Annotated in this window: 18 protein-coding genes; 5 read left to right on the top strand and 13 right to left on the bottom strand. The window is 69.3% G+C overall.

The genetic code is table 11. The features are described 5' to 3' along the window. Nucleotides 1-47: 47 nt before the first annotated feature. From ACWD4G_RS02740 to ACWD4G_RS02730, 3 genes are all read right to left on the bottom strand, one after another. Nucleotides 48-470 (bottom strand): hypothetical protein, encoded by a 423-nt coding sequence (locus ACWD4G_RS02740; protein ID WP_451290328.1) that lies wholly within the window; start codon nt 468-470, stop codon nt 48-50. A 154-nt stretch (nt 471-624) separates the two neighbouring features. Further along, the gene (locus ACWD4G_RS02735; RefSeq protein ID WP_451290327.1) at nt 625-1074 is read right to left on the bottom strand and encodes a hypothetical protein; all 450 of its coding nucleotides are present in this window, start codon (nt 1072-1074) and stop codon (nt 625-627) included. A 269-nt stretch (nt 1075-1343) separates the two neighbouring features. Further along, entirely contained in the window at nt 1344-2210 is an 867-nt protein-coding gene (locus ACWD4G_RS02730) for a hypothetical protein (protein WP_451290326.1), read from the bottom strand. Nucleotides 2211-2355: 145 nt separating this feature from the next. Here ACWD4G_RS02730 and ACWD4G_RS02725 point away from each other — a divergent pair, with 145 nt between their 5' ends. Beyond that, the gene (locus tag ACWD4G_RS02725; RefSeq protein ID WP_451290325.1) at nt 2356-3291 is read left to right on the top strand and encodes a hypothetical protein; all 936 of its coding nucleotides are present in this window, start codon (nt 2356-2358) and stop codon (nt 3289-3291) included. Nucleotides 3292-3337: 46 nt separating this feature from the next. On the opposite strand, the gene ACWD4G_RS02720 is transcribed toward ACWD4G_RS02725, so the two are convergent. The 3 genes from ACWD4G_RS02720 to ACWD4G_RS02710 are packed head-to-tail and all read right to left on the bottom strand — an operon-like array spanning nt 3338 to nt 7210. Beyond that, on the bottom strand, nt 3338-3781 hold the full coding sequence (locus ACWD4G_RS02720; RefSeq protein WP_451290324.1) for a hypothetical protein: 444 nt from the start codon (nt 3779-3781) through the stop codon (nt 3338-3340). 1 nt (nt 3782) lies between these two features. Next, complete coding sequence (locus ACWD4G_RS02715) at nt 3783-4358, bottom strand: hypothetical protein (RefSeq protein WP_451290323.1); 576 nt, start codon at nt 4356-4358, stop codon at nt 3783-3785. Beyond that, entirely contained in the window at nt 4355-7210 is a 2856-nt protein-coding gene (locus tag ACWD4G_RS02710) for a hypothetical protein (protein ID WP_451290322.1), read from the bottom strand. The genes ACWD4G_RS02715 and ACWD4G_RS02710 overlap by 4 nt, the downstream gene beginning before the upstream one ends. A 130-nt stretch (nt 7211-7340) precedes the next feature. Here ACWD4G_RS02710 and ACWD4G_RS02705 point away from each other — a divergent pair, with 130 nt between their 5' ends. Both ACWD4G_RS02705 and ACWD4G_RS02700 read left to right on the top strand, forming a co-directional pair. Continuing rightward, the gene (locus ACWD4G_RS02705) at nt 7341-8006 is read left to right on the top strand and encodes a hypothetical protein (RefSeq protein ID WP_451290320.1); all 666 of its coding nucleotides are present in this window, start codon (nt 7341-7343) and stop codon (nt 8004-8006) included. A gap of 45 nt (nt 8007-8051) precedes the next feature. Beyond that, nucleotides 8052-8627 (top strand): hypothetical protein, encoded by a 576-nt coding sequence (locus tag ACWD4G_RS02700; protein ID WP_451290319.1) that lies wholly within the window; start codon nt 8052-8054, stop codon nt 8625-8627. 41 nt (nt 8628-8668) lie between these two features. Here ACWD4G_RS02700 and ACWD4G_RS02695 read toward each other — a convergent pair whose 3' ends face one another. The 5 genes from ACWD4G_RS02695 to ACWD4G_RS02675 all read right to left on the bottom strand — a co-directional run bounded on the left by ACWD4G_RS02695 (nt 8669) and on the right by ACWD4G_RS02675 (nt 19127). Then, nucleotides 8669-11404, bottom strand: coding sequence for an ATP-binding protein (locus tag ACWD4G_RS02695; protein ID WP_451290318.1), 2736 nt, complete (start codon nt 11402-11404; stop codon nt 8669-8671). After that, nucleotides 11401-11955: a hypothetical protein gene (locus ACWD4G_RS02690; RefSeq protein WP_451290317.1), complete on the bottom strand. Its 555-nt coding sequence runs from the start codon at nt 11953-11955 to the stop codon at nt 11401-11403. The genes ACWD4G_RS02695 and ACWD4G_RS02690 overlap by 4 nt, the downstream gene beginning before the upstream one ends. A gap of 74 nt (nt 11956-12029) precedes the next feature. Next, on the bottom strand, nt 12030-12323 hold the full coding sequence (locus tag ACWD4G_RS02685) for a TcpD family membrane protein (RefSeq protein WP_451290315.1): 294 nt from the start codon (nt 12321-12323) through the stop codon (nt 12030-12032). Between the two features lie 148 nt (nt 12324-12471). Next, a complete protein-coding gene (locus ACWD4G_RS02680; RefSeq protein ID WP_451290314.1) occupies nt 12472-13881 on the bottom strand; it encodes a conjugal transfer protein in 1410 nt (469 codons plus the stop codon). A gap of 260 nt (nt 13882-14141) precedes the next feature. Next, nucleotides 14142-19127 carry an NAD-glutamate dehydrogenase gene (locus ACWD4G_RS02675; RefSeq protein WP_451290313.1) on the bottom strand — a complete coding sequence of 1662 codons (4986 nt, stop codon included), beginning with the start codon at nt 19125-19127 and terminating at the stop codon, nt 14142-14144. An 886-nt stretch (nt 19128-20013) separates the two neighbouring features. Here ACWD4G_RS02675 and ACWD4G_RS02670 point away from each other — a divergent pair. Continuing rightward, a complete protein-coding gene (locus ACWD4G_RS02670) occupies nt 20014-20580 on the top strand; it encodes a DJ-1/PfpI family protein (RefSeq protein ID WP_451290312.1) in 567 nt (188 codons plus the stop codon). 67 nt (nt 20581-20647) lie between these two features. Here ACWD4G_RS02670 and ACWD4G_RS02665 read toward each other — a convergent pair whose 3' ends face one another. Both ACWD4G_RS02665 and ACWD4G_RS02660 read right to left on the bottom strand, forming a co-directional pair. Then, nucleotides 20648-21322 (bottom strand): HAD family hydrolase, encoded by a 675-nt coding sequence (locus tag ACWD4G_RS02665; RefSeq protein ID WP_451290311.1) that lies wholly within the window; start codon nt 21320-21322, stop codon nt 20648-20650. A 243-nt stretch (nt 21323-21565) separates the two neighbouring features. Beyond that, complete coding sequence (locus ACWD4G_RS02660) at nt 21566-22084, bottom strand: DUF6912 family protein (protein ID WP_451290309.1); 519 nt, start codon at nt 22082-22084, stop codon at nt 21566-21568. A 480-nt stretch (nt 22085-22564) separates the two neighbouring features. Between ACWD4G_RS02660 and ACWD4G_RS02655 the strand changes: the two genes are divergently transcribed. Next, nucleotides 22565-23062: an Rv3235 family protein gene (locus tag ACWD4G_RS02655; protein ID WP_451290308.1), complete on the top strand. Its 498-nt coding sequence runs from the start codon at nt 22565-22567 to the stop codon at nt 23060-23062. Nucleotides 23063-23421: the final 359 nt, after the last annotated feature.

Raw genomic sequence — 23421 nt, 5'->3', positions numbered from 1 at the left:
CGTTCCGTGCCCGACCCGGACCCCCAACCGTCAGGCGAACGGCCGTACTAGTCGTCCTTGTGAGTGTACAAGGACAGCAGTCGGCGGCTCACGGTCTGTGGGCGGGTGGGCTTGCCTGTTGCGTACTTGACCAGCATTTCTTCGAGGATGGCGGTGAGGTTCGTCCCCTCCACCTCGGCGCGTGCGTGAGCCATCGCCAGGTAGCGCGCCGGGAAGCGGTTGATCACCGGCACCTTGCGGGCGTCCCCCGGCGGCAGCTCGGACGGGATCTCGGGGCGTTTGGCGCCCTGCCGTTTGGGCGCCTGGCTCAGCTCGTTGCGTCGGCGTCGTCGTAGCACTCCCAACGCCTCGGCCTCCGTGATGGGCCCGCGGTTGGGTGTCCACTCCAGGGGTTCGAGCTCACCGGGCAGCGCCTGCTCCTCGTCCACCCCGTCGGGGCGGCGGGTGAGCGCCGCTTTGGACGTCACCATCCGCCGGCGATGCGACCGTCGAGGGATTTCCGAAGTGCTCATCGCCCCTCCAGTAATTGACCGACGACTTGAGACGAACACCTGCACATAAACATGATCGAGGTGTTGTGTACAGACGCTACCCCACAGCTTCGGGCACAGTCATGTCATCGGTTCATGACAGTCTCTTCACCACATTCACCTGCCCCAGAGCCGCCTGCCCCGCTCCCAGCTCGGACAGAAACAACAGATCCGAGTCGGGCATGTGCAGATCAACGCCGAAGCAGACACCCAGCAGACAGAGGTTTTCCTCCCGGGGCCGCGTCCATTCCTCGGGGACCACCATGGGTCCGTCGACGAACAGCCAGGGGTAGCCCGCGAGTTCCAGGACCAACCCGTCCTGAGCGGGCCGTACGGAAATCAGCGGTGTGCCCGCTATCTCGGTCACCTCGTCCCTCGTGATCCGGGTGAACCCCCACACGGCCGACAGATACTCGGCGTCGCTCTCCAACTCCGGCCCCGCGCAGGCCCCCGCCCGGTTCATCTCCCGGTCGTGCGCCAGGAACAGCCCTCGTGGCAGGGACAGCAGCAGTGCCGGACCCGCCTGTTCGAAGACCCCCGTCATTCGCGCGGACCATTCCTGCTTCCGCACATCGAGCACGAGTGACCCTCGCGTGTTTCCACGCACAGCGTTCTTTCGCTTCACGACCGACTCCCCCGAAGAGACCGATGAAGGCGCGGAAGTCGCCTCTGCAACTTCCCACTCCGGAACATCATGGCAGCGATTCGGACGCGCGAAGTAACTGTTGTGACACAGCCTTTTCTTAAGTGAGCATCACTTGATCAGCGACTTCCCGAAAGGCGTGGAGGACCGTCGCAGACCCGAACGCGGCCTCACCGGCCGCCCACGGTTCCGGGCGCCCTGAACCGCTCCCGGTGCCGACGCGCGGCAGTCAATTGGCGCTCCGAACCGGGCAATTTCAGCCACATCCGTACGACGGCCTCGCCGATGCGCTCGTGTTCCTCCAGGCCGGTCACGCGCAGCCAGCAGAAGTGGCCGTTGGTGGCGTTCCCGCGGACCTGGTGGCTGCGGTCGCCCGAGCGGTCGAGCCACTCCGCGGCCAGGGCCAGATACAGATCGGCGGCCCGGACCCAGTCGTTCGCGAGGGTGACGACGTGCACCCACACCGCACGGGCCTGCAGGACGTGCGGATGTCTCTCGCCGTAGAGCAGGGCGACCTCGCGTTCGAGGTCCATGGCGAGCGTCAGAGCGGCTTCGATCCGCCCGCGCTCGCCGGCCTCCGCTATCCGGGCCAGCCGCTCCCGGAACCGCTCGGGCGCCTCCGGAGACTCCACGGCGCTCACCCACTGCGAGTTGAGCACGATGGTCTGGGTACGCGGGCCGCGCGGCGAGGCGGGCGCCGAGGGAAGCGGTACGGCGCCGGCGCCGGATGTGCCCTGCCCGGGGCCGACGGCCTGTGCGTCCGGCTCGACCTCCTCGTCCACCTGCCCGTCGGGGTGGATCAGCAACGGCCAGGTGGAGCCGTCCGGTTCGAACGCGAGGGCCCGCAGAGTCCGGCCCTGCCGCGCCGCCATCCCGATCGCCTTGTGCAACGCGGCCCCGCGCACGGCGGCCAGATCACCGCCGGCCGGCACCGTGACGGGGACACCGCCGACGCTGGCCCGGCCGTCCGCGTAGACGACGATCATCAGTTGAGGAGAGCCGTGCCACGCCGCCCGTTCCGCGGCCGCACCGGTCATCGTGGCCCCCCTTCGTGGACATGCTCCGCGCACGGCGGGCGCGGGCCTGATGGTGTGCAACGGGTTGGCGAACGACGATCTCCGACCATGATAAAGCGGCCCTGCGACAAGTAGACTGTGTATTGACACTAGCTAGGGGGATGAGATGAGCAACGCAAGCGGACCAGGTATGACGGCCTGGGTCGGTCTGGCCGTGCATGCCGTCGGGCCGACCGGCGACCGCCCTTACGACGCCTGGCTCGCCGACGTGGAGCGCACCGCCGTGGATCTCTGGCTGATGTCCGCTCCCGGGGGCTCCGCCGCACACCACGCGGAGGCGCTCTCGTCCTGCACACCGGTCACCGGAGTGCTGGCCCAGGCCGATGTCGACGGGGGCCGGACAAGGGCCCGGCTGCTGCTGCGCGCTCCCGGTGCGGACGGCGGCGAGGTGCGGGAGTACAGCTACCACACCGAGGAGTTGACGCGGCGCAGGGCCCGTGACGTGCTGGAGCGGGCGCAGTCGCTCATCGGCAGAGGCGTACGGATGCTGGTGAGCACGGACGACTCCGGCACCCAGCACGTGCTGCACATAGGCGACTCGGGGGAGCGGGAACCGGGTCCGGACCTGCTGCGCGGCGAGCAGCGCACGGCCGCGCCCGCGCAACCCGTCACCGCCGTGCGGGAACCCCTCACCGCCGCGCAGGAACCCGTCACCGCCACGCGGGAACCCGTCGCGGCCGTGCGGGAACCCCTCGCGGCCACTCCCGAACCCGTCGCAGCCGTGCGCCAAGCCCCCTCACCCGCGCCCCAGCCCGTCGCCCCGGCCCCCGCTCCCAGCCCCGCTCCGGTTCCGGCGCCGTCCTCCAACGCCTCGGCGACCGGCGTCACTTGGGCGGAGGGCTCGGTGTCGGTGTGGCGGAACATCAACCGCGCCTGGCCCAAGGACTACCGCACCTCGTGCCTCCTCGCGGTACGCGAGCGCGTGGCGGTGGACGACGACGGCCTGGTGCTCAATCTCGACGAACTGATCGAGATGGCTCAGCAGTCGCCCGAGCCCGACACGCCCCGTGGCAAGGACATCGCCGCCCGCTTCCCCGCCTGACGGGGACTCAGCCGCAGCCAAGGCTCGGCCGCGGCCTGACGGAGACTCAGCCGCGGCCTGCCCGCCGCTCACGCAGACGGCGTACGGCGCGTCGGCCGCGCTCTTCGGACCGTGCCCACAGCACCAGCGCCCCGCTGGCCAGCGCGCCGAGCAGGCCAGCGCGGCCGCCCAGCGCGGCGTAGACCAGGGTGCCGCCGATCGTGGAGAGCAGGAACGTCCACGCGAGGGTGCGCCAGCGAGCGGTCCGAGGCGGGAAGGAGTACACCACCACGACGCTCCCGACGGCGAGCGCCGCGGTGGCCACCAGCGCCTGCGCGTAGTACAGCCGCCAGTCCGTGATGATCCCGGACTGCTGCCGTACGAGGGTCATCCAGATCAGGAACGCGAAGAGCACCTTGAGGTGTTCGAACAGCCGGAAGGGACCGCCACGGGCACGGGCACGCCACCTGTTCAGGAACTCCGCGCCCCTCTGCGGCTCTGCTTTGGCCATCTCACTCCCCGCTCAGCTCCACTGATACGACCTCCCAGCCGATGTCACCCTCCTCCAGCCCGAGGGTCATCCGCAATGTGTCGACGCTCTCCCCCTGGGTGTCCAGGACGGCCGTCACCTCCGTCTCCCCGTTCTGCACCGTGGTCGGATCGGGGTCGCTGACGGACGCCACGACGGCCCCGCCGCCGGCCCCGGACAGATGCCGCTCCCAGTCGTCGGGCAGCTGGTCGCGCACCGTCGCACGGGCGGACTGCGCGAGGCGCGGCAGCCCCGCCACGAAGTCGTCCGGCGTCGTCCCGTCGGGGTCGTACGTGGCGTACGTCCCCGCGAACGCCTGCGCCACCTGCTGGGGGGACGACTCCTTGCTCAGCGACTGACCGTACCCGCCGGAGATCATCGAGGCGGGTCGGGGGACGTAGAGCGGCGACAGCGGGCGGGCCGCCTGGGCGGCCGGCTGGGACTTCGCGGCGGCTTCCCGCTCCGCCTTGCGCGTCCGCGAGTTGATGTTGTTCAGCACCAGGCCCAGGACGACCAACAGGATGACCAGGGCGGCGAGTTTGCGGCCGCGGTGGGTCACGGCGCACCGCCTCCGGTCGGCTGACCGGCCGCCTGGTGCACGCTCTGCAGGGCCTGCTGGATCTGCTGGGTCTGCGGGTTCACTTCACCCAGCTGGCGCCGCAGGTCGTTGAGGGCCGTGTTCAACGCGGTGGCCACCGGAATCTCCGCGGCCAGCGAGTCGACCTTCTGAAGCAACTGCATACGACCGTCCGCGGTGGCCGCCTGTCCCATCGCCTGGTTCATGGGCAGCTCGTGCGCGACCTGGAGGAACTGGTTCATGCTGACCTGCACATTCGCGGGCTGGCCCACGGCGTCGATCCGGTCCGGCACACCGTGTGCGGCGATCAGGGTCGCGGCGTCGCGCCGTTCCGTGTCGGTGAACGCATTGCCCGAGTTGACCTGGCCGGACAGCCGCCACAGGGCCTCGCCCGCCGCATGGCTGCGGTCGATGTTGGCCGGGTTGTTGCCGTACATCCCCAGCACCCGGTCGAGGTTGTCCGCGGCCTGTTGCTGGGTCAGATCGTTTTGGGACAGCAGGTCCTCGCCCCGCTCGGACGGCCTGACCCGGCGCATGCCGTCGATGCCGCCGGTCGCGCTGCGGCGCAGGTTGTTCGGGTGCAGCGGGTCGTCGGGGTGCCGGTTGCCGCGTTCGTCGCGGATCGAGTCGAAGTACTCGCGTTCCATGCTGTCGGCCCGAGCCGTGTTGCCCAGACGGCGCTCCTCCGCGATCGCGGAGGTCGCGGCCTCGTGCTGCGGCTTGATGGCCGCGTGGGCCCGCCTCGTCCGCATGCCCTGGCGCACCGCCTCGCTCTCCCCGGTGATCCGGCTGCGCTCCCTCTCGTCCAGGCGCTCCTGCCGGTCCTCGAAGCCGTCCTTGCCCGCGCTCTTGGCGTCGCCCATCTTGCCCACCGCCGCGCGGGTGCGGCGGCCGAGGTTGGGCGCGTTCTTGAGCAGGCCCTGTCCGGCGCCCCGCATGACCGTGCCGAAGCCGGCCTTCTGTCCGGCCGCCGAGGCGGCGGCGGAGGCGCCCGCGGCACCGGCGACCGCGCTGGCACCGCCGGTGGCGATGGCGAGACCGGCCTGACCGGCCAGCTGCACGGTCTGCTTGGCGAGGTTGGAGCCGACGCCGACGATGGCGTCGCCCGCACTCTTGTCGCCCATCGCCATGCCGGACAGGGCACGCATCGCCGGCTTGGCGTAGACACCGAGCAGGACCGTCATCAGGGCACAGGTGAGGATCTTCAACAGCCAGCCCTGGTCGCCGCCGGGGGCGAGGATCAGGGTGTCCATATAGGTGACGATCACCAGGCCGAGGCCCCAGCCGGCCTGCCGGAAGATGTTGTGGAGGAACAGCTCGCCCAGCTTGATCGCCGCGACCCTGGCAGGGCCGGGGAAGATGCCGAGCAGAAGATAGAACGGCGCGAAGATCATCAGCGTGAAGACGCCGAGCTTGGCCGCCAGCAGCATCGCGCAGATGAAGTAGACGGACGAGTTGATGATGAGGCCGCCCAGGACGCTCATCGCGGCGGCCGACAGGCGTGCGGTGAAGTCGTTGCCACTGGCGATGTTGATGACGGGCTCGTCCTCGGCCTTGACCTGCCGACTGTCCTTGCCCCAGGGCCAGTTGCTGCTGTCCCCGCCGCCGAAGCAGATACGGAAGTTCTTGTCACCGCCCTCACGGCACAGGTCGTTGCCCCACAGCTTCAGGTACGGCACCGAATCGACGTAGCCGCCGTCCCAGGCCATGCTGCCGGACTTGGAGTCGCCACCGACCTCGTCGGAGTTGCCGTTCCACTCCACGATCTTGTTGAGGACCTTGGTGCCGTCCTCGTCGATCTTGCCTTCCGCGGTCAGCCCCACGAACTGCGCGTTGAGCATCGCCGGGCCCCACTTCTCGGCGGCCGCGGCGTCGTTGCCCACCTGCCCGTAGAGCCATGGCTGGTAGACGAGGGGCACCCACAGCGCGTCCTGGACGCAAGAGGCGGCGTCGGCCTCGGACTCCTTGTTGCACAGGGAGGTGTTGTCGGCGCCGCCGGTGGACGGCAGTTCGGCGAGGGACTGGTATCCGGTGGCCGTCACCTCGCCCACGATGCTGTTGATCTTCGAGCCCGCAGCAGTGGGATTGGTGTCGAACCAGAAGAAGAGACCGGTGATCAGGAGCATCCATCCGAAGCCCTTGAGCACCGCCGTGACTCTGCCGTTGGGCCCCAGGTTCTTCATGCCCAGATAGATGCCGCCCAGCGCGCCGACCAGCCCCAGGAAGGGAGCGGCCACGTCCGACATGGCGCCGGCCACGTTGGCGACGGGGGTCTGCAGGAAGGCGAACGGGTCCTCGCCGAAGGACCAGCCGACCAGCGCCATGGTGAACAGGGCGAAGATCTTGGACAGGTTGAAGATGCTGTTCGGCAGGAAGTTGGCCAGGCGGTTCATGGAGAAGCAGCCGGGCTTCCAGCCGAACGTATGCCACTCAAGGCCCGCCATGCCGTAGCGATGGAACGACGGTTTGGGCCCGTCGTAGGGGTCTTCATCGGACTTCGGGATGTAGGTCGCGAGTTCCTGTGCCGGGACGCTCGTGTCCACCTGGTTGGTGCCCAGGAACGATTCGAGGCCGCCGCCGCGGATCTGCGGCGACGGCACGTCGAAGGGGCCGCACATCGCGGCGATGTCGTCGGCGATGGCGTACGAGGGCGTGGCCATCGTGAACCACAGGGTGAACGCGGACATCAACGCCAGGAAAACGCCGGTGACACGCCGTCGTACGACCCGTCTCCGTGCGCGTCGCGTCGGCCCGGACCGGGGGTTCTTCGAGGCGGGCACGTCGCGGAAGGACGTCAGCCTGGTACGGGCCTCATCGGTCGAGGCGATGGCCATGTGGATCCCCCGTGGCTCCTAGGACTTTCACCCGAAGTGTATATACGCTAGAGACGTTAGCACGCGGGTCGGACGCAACTGGCGGTGATTCAGGCCCGGATGGAGAGCGACCCGATGGAAGGGGGAGTACATGGGATACGACCCCCGCGGACGGAGCGGAACACCGTCGATCCACCAGAGCGCGCTCGACAATCTGCGGCGCGGCTACAAGCCCGTTCTGCTCTTCCTGGCCGTGGTGTTCGGCCTGATGGCGCTCTTCGTCGGCGGGGGCATGCTGTTCACCTGGCGGAGCATGCCCGTGGTGCCCACCGGCGTCGAGGACGGCACGGGCACGGCTTCCTCCCCCGCTCCCGGTTCCTCGTCCTCCGCCGCGTCCGACGCCTGGCGCGCTTCCCTGGTCGCCTTCCTCACCGACGCGGTGCGCGGGGAAGGCGCCCGCTGGTTCCCCGGCTCCTCGGCCGAGTCCGACGGCCTCACCTACACCCCGCTGTCGCCCGACGCCCCCGGATCGGACCGCCCGGACGGCCTGGCCCGCGTCCTGTACCACGACCTGTCGAAGGCCGAGGAGGAAATCGTCCTCGCCGCGGTCACCCGCGACGGCACGGTGCGGCCGGACAGTCTCAAGGTCACGGAGTCGAGCGGCACGGACAGTGCCTGGACGCTCCGCTTCACCGTCACGGCAGACGACGCGGACGTCCCGCTGAAGGGCGAGGCGGAGGGCTACACGACCTCGTCCGGAGCCCCGGTCATCCTCCGCCTGGTCTACCGGGAGGCCGCGGCGACCCCCGCGGACTGACCTCCGGCCCGAGCCCCCAACCCCCGGACGTGAAACGGAGAAAGCGTGCTGAAGGCAAGACAGAGCAAGGGCGTGGTCATCGCCGCTGTGGCGGCTCTGGCCCTGGCCAGCTGCGGAAGCGGGGACGACGGAGAGAAGAGCACGCCGTCCGCCTCGCCGACCGTGCGGACCGATCCGTTCCTGAAGGCACCCTGGCGTCTTCAGGTCGTCAATCTCCTGACGGCACTGCGGACACCCGAGGACGGCAAGTACCACAACTGGATGTCGGACGACCCTGAGCTGTGGACGAACGACTTCATCTACACCCCGCGCGACGCGGGGGAACCCGGCTGGTCCAACCGCAACAGCGAAGGGTTCTCGGTCGTCTATCCAGGAAAGATGGACGCCGCCGAGAAGAAGGCCTTCTTCAACGGGATCACCCGCGACAACACGGTCATCGCGTCCACCCTGACGGTCCTCGACGCGGGGGACGAGACCGTGGCGGGCGACAACAAGTACAAGTTCACCTTCAAGGTCAAGACCGATGACGGACAGTGGCTCACCGGTATGGCCATCGGCAGTCCGGGCACCCAGGCGAACAGCGGCCACATCACCCGCCTCACCTACGACCTGAACCAGTAGCGGAGTACCTGCCGCCCCCACCACGGTCGGGGGCGGCACCCCTACACCCCCAGGATCGCCGTGGGCGGCACCGGATCGTCGTCGTCGAACAGGTCTTGGCCCGCCCCGGCGCCGGCGCCCGCCTGCGCACCCGCCCCGGTCGGAACATCCTCCCCCTCCGCCCGGTCGCCCTTCTTCGCCTCGATCTCGCGACGCGCTCCCGCCGCCTCCTCGCCGAAGATCTCGGCGATGATGCGGGTCATCTTCTCGGGGTCCTTCTCCGGGTTGGTGTCGAAGATGTCCAGGACGAAGTCATGGATGAACTCGACCTTCATCCGGGCCAGTTTCCCCGTGCGGTCCTTGAACACACAGACACCCTTGCCGGTGCCGCTCAGCGACAGCACGGTGCCCACATTGGCGCCGTTGGGCTCGACCCCGAGGAACTCGCACGTCCTGGCGGCCTCGTCCTTCGACGTCGTGCCGAAGGCCCACACGCCCGTGACGAAGCTGGAGTCGAAGTCACCCGCCGACTGCGAGATGAGCCGCAGGAAGGTGTTCCGGGAGCGGCCCAGACGCTTGATGCGGTCCACCAGCGTGCGGGCACGCGGGTTGTCCTTGCTGGTGTGCCACTCGTCCCAGGTGATCGCCTTGGGGATCGCCGGATCGAGGGTGGCCATGATGTTCCAGGTGTTGTCGGCCATCAGACCCGAGATCACGTCCGACAGCAGCTCACGCTCGGACATCATCTCCGGCGGCTTGCCCGGGTCCGGCATCTGCAGACCGAGCGTGCAGAAGATCACCGTGTAGCCCACGGGGATACGGAACGGCCGTGGCGCCCGGCCGAACACCAGCTGGCCCAGCCTGGTGCGGGACACCTCGCGGAAACGCCGCGCGGGCGGTCCGGAGAACTGCCGGCAGCGCTCCTGGTTGATGTTCGTGGGGGACGGCGGCAGCTTCTCCCAGGCCTCCAGGATCTCCACCACGCGCATCAGGTATGTGGACCCGTTGCCCTCGTTCATGGCCGCGCCGACCGCCTGCCGGACCACGTCGCCGAAGTCGCTGCCGCTCTGCCCGGTCAGCAGGTCGGGCACCAGCCGCAGCAGCGTCTCACGCATCAGCTGCGCGGCGTCCTCCGGGGTCTCCGCCTGCGCCGCCGGGTCGAGCATGCCGGGCTCGGCGTCGTAGACATTGACACAGGTGATCTTGTCCGGGTTGAGGCCCAGTTCGACGGCGTACTTCTTCAGTACCAGGTAGTCGCCCTTGGGGTCCCAGACCACCTGGGTGATACCGCGCAGCGCGTCCTCCCAGACCGGCTTGAGGCCGCGGCTGACCGTCTTGCCGCCACCCGGGTCGCCGGGCACGCCCTCGGTCGGGGCGAGCTGCGACTGGGTCGCGTAGAGCATGTGGTCCACGAAGACCGGCTCGGCGGGCTGTCCGCCGGCACCGATGGTGTAGCCCTGGTACAGCCCCTCGCCGTCGCCCACCGACGGGGAGATGTGCGGCATGCCCGACGCGAGGTAGTCGAGCGGGACGCGCCGGATGTAGTCGTTGTCCTCGGGACGGCCGCCGGGGAGCGACTCGTAGAAGAAGAACTTCTGGTGCGTGGGCGGGGCATCCACCGTGTAGCCGGCCTCGCGCATGGACCGCACGAAATCCCGCGCGTTCTCGCGCAGTTGGTCCTTGTCGGTGTGGGCGACGCCGAACAGGGCGCGCATCCGCACGAACGGAGTGCGGTGATGGTCCACCAGATACTTCATCTGCGTGGCCATTTCACGTTTCTGATGGTACGTCAGGTCGGTGGAGACGCCCGCTTCCTTGTCGTTGAAGAACTGTTCCTCGACGTTGCGCAGCGCCTTGTCCGCGTCCTTGCGGGTGTCGTTCAGCTCCTGGATCTCGAAGCCGATCGACTGGACGACCGGGAACGGCAGCGCGTCCTTGTGGTGCAGCCACAGGGTGCCGGGGAAGTTGATCTCCTCGGGGCCGAGCGAGAGGGCGAACCAGAGCTGGTACGACGTGCCGGTGACCGTCTCGTGGCGCAGGCACTTGTAGTCGTACTTGCCGATCCGGCCGAGGGGCTCGCGGGTCACCTCGCCGCCGCACAGGGCCTGCAGCTCACCGGGCCCGTACCGCTGCGGGGCGACCGCGGACGGGTCGGGGGCGGGCAGGCCGGGGTGCGTCAGGTGCAGGAGCAGCAGTTCGCTCTCCTGCCGGCCCACCGGCTTGCAGCGCAGCGGGGAGCCCTCCAGGGTGTTGCGGATGTCCCGGGCCATGTCGTGCCACACCTCGATCTCGTCGAGGGGCGGCATCTCGTCGTCGAGGTCCAGCGGCTTGCGCATCCGCTCCCAGGAGCGCTGGATGCGGCCCCAGGTGCCGTTGTACGACGACCGGTCGCCGAGGCGGACGACGAGGTAGACCCGTTTGACGGGCCACACGGCCGCGTTGATGCGTTCGCGGGTGTCGGCGAGCAGGCCGGGCCAGCCCGGCGCCGGGATGCCCTGGCGCTTGGTGCGCTCATCCAGCCGCTCCGCCCACACGTCCGCGTTGAACGGGAACTCCGTGGTGATCAGCCGGGTCTCGCGGCCCAGGCCGCGGGGCAGACCGGACAGCCCCGCGTAGATCTGGGCCAGCCCCGCCCGCTTGTCGAGCGGACTCATCAGCTCCCAGCTGCGGGTCGGCACCCGGACCAGCGTGTACGCCCCGAAGGCGTCCAGCATGATCACGTCGTCCAGGTACTGGTAGCCGATGCGGGACGGCGCCTGGTAGCCGTCCGGGAGCAGACGGGAGACGACGTTCTTCACCTTTCATGCCTTCCGTGTTCGGGCCGGCCGCCGCCGTCCGGGGCGTGCTCCGGCGGGAGCACGGTCTTCCAGCCGTTGGGGAGGGGCTCCTTGGGCGCGAGGCCCGGCAGCAGGTCGGGCCGGGCACTCCACAGCACTACGCGGAAGGACCGCGGGCCGTGCCCCTTGCGCACCGGCACCCCCTTGCGGTGCACGGGGTCGTCCATCCAGTCCCGCACGATCGCCCGGACCAGCCCGAAGATGCCGAGGTTGTGGCGGATCGGGCGGCGGGAGGCGGCCACCGCGAGGATCGGCGGCACGAAGAGGACGAAGAGATAGGGGACGCCCCTGGGCGCCGACGTGCCCAACAGGCCGGCCACCACCTTGATCGGCGGGGCCAGGACCATGTTGTAGGCCATCACCCACAAGAAGAGGGTGATGGCGAAGACCTTGATGTCATCGACGAACAGCCCTTCCTTCAAGGGGATGTTCGCCTTGCCGACCTTGCGCAGCGCCTTCTTTACCTTGAACGCCTCGGTGTAGTCCCGCAGGGTCACGGTCTCGTCGCTCATGGCACCTCGCCCCTCCCGATGTCAGCGTGCACGACAGGCGCCGGGCGGTCGACACGACCGCCCGGCGCACCGGATCACGAGTCCAGGATCGGGTCCCAGATGTTGTCCTTGATGAAGGTTCCGCCCTCATCCAGCAGCGCCTGCGGATCGTCGACGATCATGAAGGTGAAGCTGCCGATCAGCAGGATCGTGACGACGACCATCCACTTACGCTGCGACTGGGTGAAGAACGCGGCCACCACGGCGAAAACCACGGTGGCGGCGAGGATGGCCTTGCCGATGGTGCTGGTCTTGTCGGTGATGTCATCGGCGGCGGCGAGATTCACGTGCATGTCGGCCGCGGTGGCCAGGAGCTGCTGGCTCAGCATGGGATGTCCTGCTTCCTTTTCTGCGTGGCGCGCACGGAACTACGTACTCGCGCGAGCTGATCGTATAGACACAAGTTGGATGCGGCACGCGGATTCCCCCGTTGGGACCGCCCGTCCCCCGCAGTCACTCTCTATGTATAGACGGTTCTCAGGGGGTCTTGGATGCGCTGGGTGCGGGCTGTTGCACGTCTGTCGATGTTGTTGCACTGGGGTAAGGAGCGGGACTCTGTGAGTACATCTCCCCTGTGCCCTCGGAGGGTTGGACGTCCGGCACCTGGTCCCCGCCGAACGAACCGACCGCCGGCGTGGGGTCGGAGGCGAAGTACCACTGACCGTTCCGCTTCACCACCACGATCCGGTACGTCGACGTCTGTTCGGCTTCGCCGTCGACGCTCAGCAGCCTCACGGTGAAGGTGACCGTACGGCGATTCGCGTCCTGCCCCTTCCCCGCGACGGGCACGTAGACCTCCTCGACCGTCGGACGCCCGCCCTCGGCGCCGCCGGTGTACGCGCCGCCGAGCCCGAACGAGACGGTGCCGGGCAGCAGATAGCGGTCGAGGTTGACGGTGTCGCTCTGCGCCCAGGCGGCGAGGAACGGCGGCAGCAGCTCGGTCTTGAGGGTCTGCGCCAGAGCCGAGTCGTTGCTCGCCTGCTTGGTCGAGGTGTCCTGCGCCGGCGACGTCATCCCGGCGCACGGCACATAGACCGGCGCGGCGGTCAGCCCGAAGGCCGTCGAGCCGCCACGGGTCACCGTGTACACGGGGACCGCCACACAGCGCCAGGAACCGTCCTGGATCTGCACGGTGCCGCGCACGACGGCGTTGTTCCTGCCGCTCGCCTGGACGTCGCTGCTCATCACCAGGTCGATGACGGTCTGCTTGCCCTGGCCGTTCCAGCCCAGTTGGGAGTCCAGACCGTTGATGGCGTACGGCTTCAGAGCGCGGACGCGTTCGTCGACGTGCTCGGGGTCGTACGTGGCGAAGGCCTTCACGAGGGGTGCCGCCCACATCACGGCGGCGCCCTCGGGGAAGTTGGTGGCCGATGCCTTCAGGCGCGTGTCCACCGCGGCCTCCACATCGGCCTTGCTCGCCTTGCCGCCCAGCTTGGCGAACAGGACGAGCAGCAGGAAGACGGCGAACAGCCCCAGCAGACGCCGCACCAGGATGCCCCGGCGGGGCCCCGCCCACATCTGGGCCGTGGAGACGTTCGAGCGGTCCCCGGCCGAGGACGACGTCTTGGGCTTGGCGAAGGGATTGTGGAACCAGCCGTTGCCCGTGGACGCCTGAGCCGACTTGCCCTTCCCGCCCCCGGCACCGTCCCGCTCGACGGGCTGCGGCGGTTCGCCCGCCGGTGGATGACCGCCCGTCATGGAGGCCTGACCGGAGGGCAGTTGGCCAGGGGGCATCTGGCCACCGGCGGAATACGCCGCGCGGGCGGCCGACGCACCCGGGTCGAACGGGGCCGGCGGAGCGGGCTTCTTGCGGCGGCCGAACCTGCGCCAACGCCCGCCCGATCCCGAGCCGTCGCGGAGCAACATCTCCTCCGTCAGTGCCGGCACCGGCCGTCGCCCCTGCGCCTGCCCGCCCTGCTGTGGAGCATCACCTTGAGGCGGCACTGCCACGGGTCCCCCTTCCGCTGCGTCAATCCCCGGTCCACAGACGGCACTCCGCGCGGCATGTGCTCCCGTCGGCCACCGTCCGGGCACCGATAACTCAGCCGAGCATCTGTATAGACGCAAGCACCATACCGCGTCGACCTCAGCGGATTGTATATACAGTGGCGGCAATGTGCGGGTGCCGTCGGGTACCGCCCCACGCCCTACGAATGACTGCGCAGCAGCGTCCTCATCGTCCGCATCGCCACCGACAGGTTCGCGAGGTCGAACGAGTCCGACCCCTGGATCTCCTCCAGGGTGATGCGGGCCCGGCTGAGGATCGCCGCGTTCTTCTGCTCCCACACCTTGAACCGCTGCTCCGGCGTCGAGGTGCCGTTCCCGGCGGCGAGGACGTCGGCGGTGAGGGCCGCGTGGGCCGCGTACAGGTCCTCGCGGATCGCCGCGCGGGCCATGGACTGCCAGCGGTCGGCGCGCGGCAGCTCGATGATGCGGTCCATGAGCTGGGCGATCCGCAGCCGGTCGGCGAGGTCGTAGTACACCTCGGCGACGGCCAACGGCTCCTTGCCCATGCGCTCGGCGATGGAGACCACGTCGAGCGCGGGGAACGCGGAGGAGAACCCGGCGACGGGCGTGGCCAGTTCGTCGGGGACCCCGGCGGCGGTCAGCTCGTCGTAGATCTTCTGGTACCACTCCTGGTCGGCGCCCCGCAGCAGCTTGGGCAGCTCGCCCCAGACCTGGGCGACGCCGTCGGAGAAGAACGCGATGGTCTCGGTGAGCTGGAGCGGCTGGGGCCGGTTGTTGAGCAGCCAGCGCGTACCGCGTTCGACGAGTCGGCGGGAGTGCAGCCGGATACGGGTGAGGACGTCCGCCTCGACCTTGTTGTCCAGTGCCTCGACGCCGTCCCAGACCAGGCCCGCCCCGAAGATCGCGCGGGAGGCGGTCTGCGCCCGGACGATCTCCTCCAGTGAGGCCCCGGTCTCCTCGCGCAGCCGGTGCAGGAAGCTCGTTCCGCCCGTGTTGACGGTGTCGTTGACGAGGAGGGTGGTGACGATCTCCCGGCTCAGCGGGTGACCGTCGATGTGCTCGGGGAACCGCTCGCGCAGCGCGGCCGGGAAGTACGCGTGCAGCAGCTTGACCAGGTAGGGGTCGTCCGGCAGGGAGGTCGCCAGCAGCTCCTCGGCGACGGTGATCTTCGTGTAGGCGAGGAGGACGGCGGTCTCCGGGCCGGTGAGGCCGTGCCCGGTGTTCAGGCGCTCGCGGATCTGCCGTTCGCTGGGCAGGAATTCGAGCGCACGGTCGAGGTGGCCCTCCCTGACCAGGTGGCGCATGAAGCGCTGCTGGGCGTGGAGCATGTCCTTGGACTGGGCGAGGGCGTTGGCGATGGCGGTGTTCTGCGCGTAGTTGTTGCGCAGGACGAGCCGGCCGACCTCGTCGGTCATCTCGGCGAGCAGCTTGTTGCGCTGCTTGACGGTCATGTCGCCGTCGGAGACCACGCCGTTGAGCAGGATCTTGATGTTCACCTCGTGGTCGGAGGTGTCCACGCCCGCGCTGTTGTCGATGGCGTCGGTGTTGACCTTGCCGCCGTTCTGCGCGAACTCGATCCGGCCGAGCTGGGTGAGCCCCAGGTTGCCGCCCTCGCCGACGACCCGGACCCTGAGGTCGCCTCCGTCGACGCGGATGGCGTCGTTGGCCTTGTCGCCGACGTCCGCGTGGGTCTCCCCGGAGGCCTTGACGTACGTACCGATGCCGCCGTTCCACAGCAGGTCGACCGGCGCCTTGAGGATCGCCTTCATCAGCTCGGCCGGCGTCATCTTGGAGACCTTGCCCTCGATACCGAGGGCGTCCCGGATGTGGCTGTTGACGGGGATCGCCTTGGCGGAGCGCGGGAAGACGCCTCCGCCGGTGGAGATCAGCTCCTCGTTGTAGTCCTCCCAGCTGGAGCGCGGGAGTTCGAAGATCCGGCGGCGCTCGGCGTACGAGGTGGCCGCCTCCGGGTGGGGGTCGATGAAGATGTGCCGGTGGTCGAAGGCGGCGACCAGACGGATGTGCTCGCTGAGCAGCATGCCGTTGCCGAACACATCACCGGACATGTCGCCGATGCCCACCACGGTGAAGTCCTCGGCCTGCGTGTTGACGCCCAGTTCCCGGAAGTGCCGCTTGACGGACTCCCAGGCGCCGCGGGCGGTGATGCCCATGCCCTTGTGGTCGTAGCCGGCCGAGCCGCCGGAGGCGAAGGCGTCCCCGAGCCAGAAGTTGTAGCTCTCGGCGACCTCGTTGGCGATGTCGGAGAAGGTGGCCGTGCCCTTGTCGGCGGCGACGACGAGATAGGTGTCGTCCTCGTCGTGCCGTACGACGTCGGCGGGCGGGACGACCTCGCCGCCGACCATGTTGTCGGTGATGTCGAGCAGCGCCGAGATGAAGGTCTTGTAGCTCCTGATCCCCTCGGCGAGCCAGGCGTCCCGGTCCACGGACGGGTCGGGCAGCTGCTTGGCGACGAAGCCTCCCTTGGCGCCGACGGGCACGATGACGGTGTTCTTCACCATCTGCGCCTTGACCAGGCCGAGGATCTCGGTGCGGAAGTCCTCCCGCCGGTCGGACCAGCGAAGCCCGCCACGGGCGACCTTCCCGAACCTGAGGTGCACGCCCTCGACCTTCGGCGAGTACACCCAGATCTCGAACGCCGGGCGCGGCGCCGGGAGTTCGGGGATGGCCTGCGGGTCGAACTTCATGGAGACGTACTCATGCGGCTTCCCGCCCGCGGCCTCCTGGAAGAAATTGGTCCGCAGGGTCGCCTTGATGACGGTGAGGAAGGACCGCAGAATCCGGTCCTCGTCCAGCGACGCCACCTGGTCGAGGGCCGCGTCGACCTCTTCGAGGAGCGCGTCGACGATCTCCAGCCCGGCCCGCTGCCGCTCCGGCGACATCCGCGCCTCGAAAAGCGACACGAGCAACCGGGTGGTGTGAACGTTGTTGCGGAGGGTGTCCTCCATGTAGTCCTGGCTGAAGGTGAACCCGGCCTGCCGCAGATACTTGGCGTACGCGCGCAGCACCATGGCCTGCCGCCAGTTCAGCCCGGCGCTCAGCACCAGCGCGTTGAACCCGTCGTTCTCGGCCCGCCCGGTCCAGCTGGCGGCGAACGCCTCCTGGAACCGCTCCCGGGCGTCGTCCCCGGCGTGGTCCCCGCCGGGCCCCTGCGACCTGGGCATCCGCAGACCGAAGTCGTAGATCCACGCGTTGGTGCGGTCGGCGCAGCGCAGCTCGTAGGGCCGCTCGTCGATGACCTCGACGCCGAGCCGGTTGAGGACGGGCAGCACCGCCGACAGCGAGACGGACCCGCCCTTGCGGTAGATCTTGAACCGGCGCTCACCGGGGCCCGCGCCCACGGGCTCGTACAGGCTCAGCTCGAAGTCGTCGTCCTGGTCGAGCTGTTCGAGCCGGACGAGGTCGGCGACGGCGGCGCGGGGGGTGTGGTCGGCCTTGTAGCCCTCGGGGAAGGCGCCCGAGTAGCGGCGCAGCAGCTCGGCGGCGCGCTCCTCGCCCAGTTCGGCGTTGAGGGCCTCGGCGAAGCCGTCGGACCAGGAGCGGGTGGCCTCGACGAGCCGCGCCTCCAGGCGGTCCTTGTCGGCGTCGGTCAGCTGCGGCAGCTCGGTGCCCTGCGGGACGCGTACGACGAAGTGCAGCCGGGAGAGGATCGACTCGGTGTTCCAGGCGGTGAAGTCGACGCTGATCCCGCCGAGTTCCTCCTTGAGGATGTCGATGATCCTCAGGCGTACGCCGGTGGTGTACCGGTCGCGGGGGAGGTAGACGAGGGCGGAGTAGTAGCGCCCGTACTCGTCCTGACGCAGATACAGCCGCAGCCGACGCCGCTCCTGGAGGTAGAGCACGGACGTGACGATGGACTGCAGCTCGTCCGCCGGCGTCTGGAACAGCTCATCCCTCGGATACGTCTCCATGATCTGGAGGAGATCGCGTCCGTCATGGCTGTTGGGCGAGAACCCGGCCCGCTCCAGGACCTCGTCCACCTTGCGCCGGATCACCGGGACCCGGCGCACGGACTCGGTGTAGGCGGCGGAGGAGAACAGCCCGAGGAAGCGCCGCTCCCCGACGACGTTCCCCTCGGAGTCGAACTTCTTCACGCCCACGTAGTCGAGATAGGACGGCCGGTGCACGGTGGCCCGGCTGTTGGCCTTGGTGAGGACGAGCAGCTTGTGCTCACGGGCCTTCGCCCGAGCATCGGCGGGCAGCCGCTCGAACGACGAGCTGACCGGATGCTGATCGGCACCGCCGTGCTGCGGGTCGGCGCGCAGAATCCCGAGCCCGGTCCCGGCGACGGCGGCCAGGGAGTCGTCGCCGCGCAGCTCGTACTCGCGGTATCCCAGGAAGGTGAAGTGGTCGTCGGCGAGCCAGCGCAGCAGCTCGCGGGCCTCCTCGACCTCCTGCTCACGCAGATCGTCAGCGGTGTTCTCACCGGGCAGTCCGTCGGCGATCCGGACCGCCGCGTCCCGCATCTTCTCCCAGTCCTCGACGGCCTCACGCACATCGGACAGCACCCGGAGCAGATCGTTGTTGATCTGCTTGAGATCGCCCCGGTCGGTCTCCCGGTCGATCTCGACATGAATCCAGGACTCGATGTGCGCGTCGTGCGGCAGGGTCTCGCCGCCGGCGACGGCGGCGGAAGCGGCCGCCACGGCCATGGGCTCGGTGACCAACTCGACGAGCTTGCCGGTCACATCGCGCCGCACCACGACCTGCGGATGCACCACGACGTGAATGCCCCGCCCCTGCCGCGACAGCTCATTGGTCACGGAGTCGACGAGGAAGGGCATGTCATCGGTGACGACCTCGACGACGGAGTGGCTGCACGTCCACCCGTTCTCTTCGACGGTCGGCGTGTGAACGCGTACGTTGGCCGTGCCCTGGGGGCGATTCTCGGCCAGCCGGAAGTGGGAAAGAGCGGCGCCGAAGATGTCGACCGGGTCGCGGTCGGACAGATCCTCCGGGGCGGTGTGCAGGTAGTAGCGCTGAAGGAACGCGAGCACGGTGTCGTGGTCCGGGACGTGGTCCGGGACGCCGGACGTGGTCTCGCTCGTCGTCCCAGTCGGTAGGTGCCCCCCGACCGGGCTGTTCTCAGCTACCCGGGCGGCCCTTTCGAGCAGCTCGGCCTTGGCTTCGTCCAGCTTGGTCTGCATTGTCCTCTGGCTCCTGTCGCGCGCCGTTGCGTGACGTAGAAGGAAGTACGAACTCGTCCCCTCCGACGCGCCACCACGACACGGGGTGTCCGGTCTGCTTCGACGCTATGCCGCAGGGTGAGATGAGCGGGGGGTAATCGGCCATTCTCGGTGCCCGACAGGGGTGTGACACTGCTCTCGGCGTGCCGTGCCCCACCTGTCCACGGGCCGCACTCGACGCCCGGGGGACCGCCTGGACCCCATCCCGCCCGCGAGGACCAGCGACCGCCGCCCGACCACGGCTGTCCACCGTGCTCGTCGGGCGCAGAGCAGGGACGACCGCGCCCCCGCGAACTATCGCGCTGATCACGCCACCAGGCTATCGCCCCACACGGGCCCCCCGTCATGAGCCTTATATGTACAAAACCAACCCCCAAACTTTGACACTCCGCACAGTGTCATCGCTGCACTTTTGAGCTTACTCCCGCCCAGGAGAGCTTGACGGCAAGGCCCCTGGGCGCGCCCGACAGCTCCTTGAGCGCCACCGACGTCCGAGGAGCGAAGCCCAGACGGACACCCGAGGACAACCCCGGCCCCACCCCCGCCACCACGACTGGCCCCTCCGGCGCCTGCCACAACCAGCCCCTCCGACGTCTGCCACAACCAGCCCCTCCGGCGTTTGAGGAGCGGGGTCCGGGGCGGAGCCCCGGGGATGGGACGGGTAGGGGCGGCGGGGGCGAGAGAACGAGGCCGAAGCACACCGCACCGCACCGCACCAACCTCCTCCCCTTGGCAAACCGCCACACCGGAGGCACGTTGAAAGTAGACCCGACAACACCCGTGAGACTCGTCAACGCCATCCCACGACGCCCGACGAAGCCATCCCCACGGGCGAGGGGAGCCCACCATGACAACCAAGATCCTCATCGTCACCGGCGACGCGGCGGAGTCACTGGAGGTCCTGTACCCCTACCAGCGCCTGCGCGAGGAGGGCTACGAGGTCCACATCGCCGCCCCCACCCGCAAAACCCTCCGCTTCGTCGTCCACGACTTCGAGCCCGGCTACGACACCTACACCGAGAAGCCCGGCTACACCTGGCCCGCCGACCTGGCCTTCTCCGAGGTCGACCCCGGCCAGTACGCCGCCGTCGTCATCCCCGGCGGCCGCGCCCCGGAGTACCTCCGCAACGACCCCGAGCTGCGCAAGATCCTGAAGTCGTTCTTCGACACCGACAAACCGGTGGCCCAGATCTGCCACGGCCCGCTGCTCACCGCCGCCGCGGACGCCCTCCACGGCCGCCGCGTCACCGCGTACCCCGCCCTGGAACTCGACATGCAGGCCACCGGCGCCACCTTCCAGGACACGGAAACCGTGGTCGACGGCAGCCTGGTCTCCGCCCGCGTCTGGCCGGACCACCCGAGCTGGATGCGGGAGTTCCTGACGGTACTGAGGAGAAAGGCACCACTGACCTGAAGGCCGACCTGACACGAAGGTTCGCCGCCGCGGGGACGGCCGACGGCTCGCTCGACCCCGTCGCCGGTCAGGCGGCAGCCAACCGCTCGGCCTCCGCGACGGCCTCCTCCAACGTGTCCACAACAGGCACCCCGACCCCCTCCAGGCTGGCCCGACTGTGGGACCCGCCGGTGTAGAGCACGGCCCGCGCCCCCACATGCCGAGCGGCCACGGCGTCATCGGCGGCGTCCCCGATCACGACCGTACGCCCCGGCTCGACCCCCACGAGCCGCCGCAGATGCCGCACCATGTGTTCGCTCTTGCTGCCCCCGGACGGCCCGGTCCGCCCGTCGACCCGCACAAAATGGGACTCGATCCCGAACCCCCGCACCAACGGCACAAGCTCCTCGTGCACATACATGCTGAGGATCGACTGACTGCGCCCCGCCTCCCGCCAGTCCACAAGCAACTCCCGCACACCGTCGGTCAGCTCGCAGGCGCCCCGATGCTCCGCGTAGTACTGGTGGAAGACCTCGTCCATGGCCTCCCACTCCTCATCGGTGGGCAGCCGCCCGATGAGCCGCTCATAGAACTTCGGCACGGGCACGCAGTAAAGCTCCCGGTACCGCTCCAACGTCAACGGCTCGATCCCCAACTCCGCGAACGCCGCGTTCGTGGCCCCGATGATCGCCTCGTTGTCATGGAACAGAGTCCCATTCCAATCCCAAACGATGTGCGCCCGGCCAACTCCGTACTTCCCCATACAGAAGAACGTACCCCGCGCGACGGGCCTGCTAATGCCGCAGACAGCGGCGGGCGACCCCTTGCCGGGGCAGCCCACACCGTACGTAGCCGCTAGGCAGCCGCCCCGCTCACACAGCCCACACCCCACCCAGCCGCGGGCAGTCGTGCCGCTGGGGGCGGCGCCCACTCCAAAGAGAGCGGCACCCTGCAACACCCTGCAAGCGCCGGCAAGCGAAACCCACCCCGCCCACCACCGGGCCCCTTATTCCCCCAGCCCCACCAGATTCGGGATCTCCTGAGTCGCGTACCACAGCAGCTCGTGATCATCGGCCCCGTCCACGATGAACTGAGCGTCGTCATCCCCCTGATCCGCCGCCTCCAACGCATCCGCCGCCTCCCCGACCTCCCCCTCGGCCTCGACGGAGTCCACATGCACGGCCGCGGCCTTGGCCAACCCCACCGGCCCGGCCACCCGCACCTCACCCAACGCCACCGGATCGAGCCCCCGATCGGGGTCGGCGACGGCATCCCGGTCGGCCACGTCCACGGCCACCACCACCCGCCGCCGAGCCGCCCCCGGCTCCCGCGCCACCAACCGCAACGAGGCGAGCGCGGCCCGGTTCAGCGCGGCGTACTCCAGCTCCTCGATGTCGTCGGAGAGGTACCACTCCCGCAACGCCGGCGTGACGGCGTACGCGACCAGCGGCCCCTCCTCCCCCAGCTCACCCGTCTTGTACGCCTCGGCGAGCCCGGGAAGGGTCAGGGGGACGTAGACGCGCATGGCAGGCCGCTTTCGTAGTCGTATGGGCCCCGACCGAGAACTCACGAAGAGAAGAGCTCTCGAAGGGCCCCCGGAGTGATCCGAATCATCGGAATGCTCGAAGTGCCCTCGGAAGCGTCCCGGCCGGAAGCACCCCGGCCGTCAGCATCCCGGAAGGGATCTCGAAGGGCCTTCAGAATACGCGCGGACGTCCCCTTTCGAGCCCCCACCGAAGCCCCGGCCACCGTCCACCCCACGCCCACCACCTCACCCGGCCCACCCACGCCCCACCAGGCCCCGCCCCCCTCCCGATCACCCTGATAGGTGAACATTCCGCACCCTCCCCAGCACACCGTCCTCCCCTTGCGACGGCGCCCTCCGGCCTCGTACAAGATCCCCACCGCGAAGTTACCGACTGGTACCCCGCGGCCCGGCCGCCGAACCACCCGGCGGTCCCACCGACGAGGCGCCCAACAGCCTCACGACGAACGGGGATGTTCGATGAACAAGGTCATGACGAGGACCAAGCGCCGCCCCGGCACCCGCCCACCCGTCCGCCACGACACCCGCCGCCCCACCACCCGCACGACCCCGGGCGGCGGCCGCAGCACAAGCACACGCACCAGCCCCACCCCCCAGCCACCCCACGTTCCCCGCCCTCGCCCCACCGACCACTTCGCCGATCTCCTCCTGGCGGTACTGAGCGGCCGCCGCCCGGTGCACAGCATGCTCCGCCACACGGCCGGCCGCGCCTACGACGAGCTGGCCCGGCTGGCCGAACGCGGCCCCCTGCGCACCACCCACGGCACCACCCCGGTCGTCCGCGACATCGGCTACTACGTGGCGGCCCCGGGCGCCCTGGAAGTCTTCGCCCGCATCGGCGCGGGCGACCAACTCCGAGCCATGGCCTTCCGCCTGGAAACCGGCCCGGACCACCGCTGGCGCTGCACAGCGGTAGAACTGGGCGGCCCAAGGCTCCCCACCCCAACCGACGACTGACCCACCCCCATCCGGCACCCTGGCCCACACCCCCGGGCCGGGGACCACCCACAACACCACCCACAGTCGCGGCCAACCATGCCGCAACTCGTCGCAGCTACGGGGCAATCGCGCCGCTGCGGCACCGCCCACCCACCAGCGGTCGCAGCCCGTCACAGCTGCGCGCAATCCCGCTACCGGCAATCCCGCTACTGGGGCAGCGCCCACCCACCCAACCGCCGCAGCCCGCCACAGCTGCGCGCAATCCCACCACTGGACCAGCACCCACCCACCCAACCGCCGCAGCCCGCCACAGCTGCGCGCAATCCCACCACTGGACCAGCACCCACCCACCCAACCGCCGCAGCCCGCCACAGCTG

It is taken from the genome of Streptomyces sp. NPDC002643 (genome assembly GCF_053592555.1).
The sequence above is the reverse complement of the archived record's forward strand: the minus strand, read 5'-3'. Positions and strand labels throughout refer to the sequence as shown.

Bases quoted from the DNA above. Each gene is read 5' to 3' on its own strand.
- ACWD4G_RS02740 (WP_451290328.1), bottom strand. From the start codon at position 470: ATGGTGACGTCCAAAGCGGCGCTCACCCGCCGCCCCGACGGGGTGGAC.
- ACWD4G_RS02735 (WP_451290327.1), bottom strand. From the start codon at position 1,074: ATGACGGGGGTCTTCGAACAGGCGGGTCCGGCACTGCTGCTGTCCCTG.
- ACWD4G_RS02730 (WP_451290326.1), bottom strand. From the start codon at position 2,210: ATGACCGGTGCGGCCGCGGAACGGGCGGCGTGGCACGGCTCTCCTCAA.
- ACWD4G_RS02725 (WP_451290325.1), top strand. From the start codon at position 2,356: ATGAGCAACGCAAGCGGACCAGGTATGACGGCCTGGGTCGGTCTGGCC.
- ACWD4G_RS02720 (WP_451290324.1), bottom strand. From the start codon at position 3,781: ATGGCCAAAGCAGAGCCGCAGAGGGGCGCGGAGTTCCTGAACAGGTGG.
- ACWD4G_RS02710 (WP_451290322.1), bottom strand. From the start codon at position 7,210: ATGGCCATCGCCTCGACCGATGAGGCCCGTACCAGGCTGACGTCCTTC.
- ACWD4G_RS02705 (WP_451290320.1), top strand. From the start codon at position 7,341: ATGGGATACGACCCCCGCGGACGGAGCGGAACACCGTCGATCCACCAG.
- ACWD4G_RS02690 (WP_451290317.1), bottom strand. From the start codon at position 11,955: ATGAGCGACGAGACCGTGACCCTGCGGGACTACACCGAGGCGTTCAAG.
- ACWD4G_RS02685 (WP_451290315.1), bottom strand. From the start codon at position 12,323: ATGCTGAGCCAGCAGCTCCTGGCCACCGCGGCCGACATGCACGTGAAT.
- ACWD4G_RS02675 (WP_451290313.1), bottom strand. From the start codon at position 19,127: ATGCAGACCAAGCTGGACGAAGCCAAGGCCGAGCTGCTCGAAAGGGCC.
- ACWD4G_RS02670 (WP_451290312.1), top strand. From the start codon at position 20,014: ATGACAACCAAGATCCTCATCGTCACCGGCGACGCGGCGGAGTCACTG.
- ACWD4G_RS02665 (WP_451290311.1), bottom strand. From the start codon at position 21,322: ATGGGGAAGTACGGAGTTGGCCGGGCGCACATCGTTTGGGATTGGAAT.
- ACWD4G_RS02660 (WP_451290309.1), bottom strand. From the start codon at position 22,084: ATGCGCGTCTACGTCCCCCTGACCCTTCCCGGGCTCGCCGAGGCGTAC.
- ACWD4G_RS02655 (WP_451290308.1), top strand. From the start codon at position 22,565: ATGAACAAGGTCATGACGAGGACCAAGCGCCGCCCCGGCACCCGCCCA.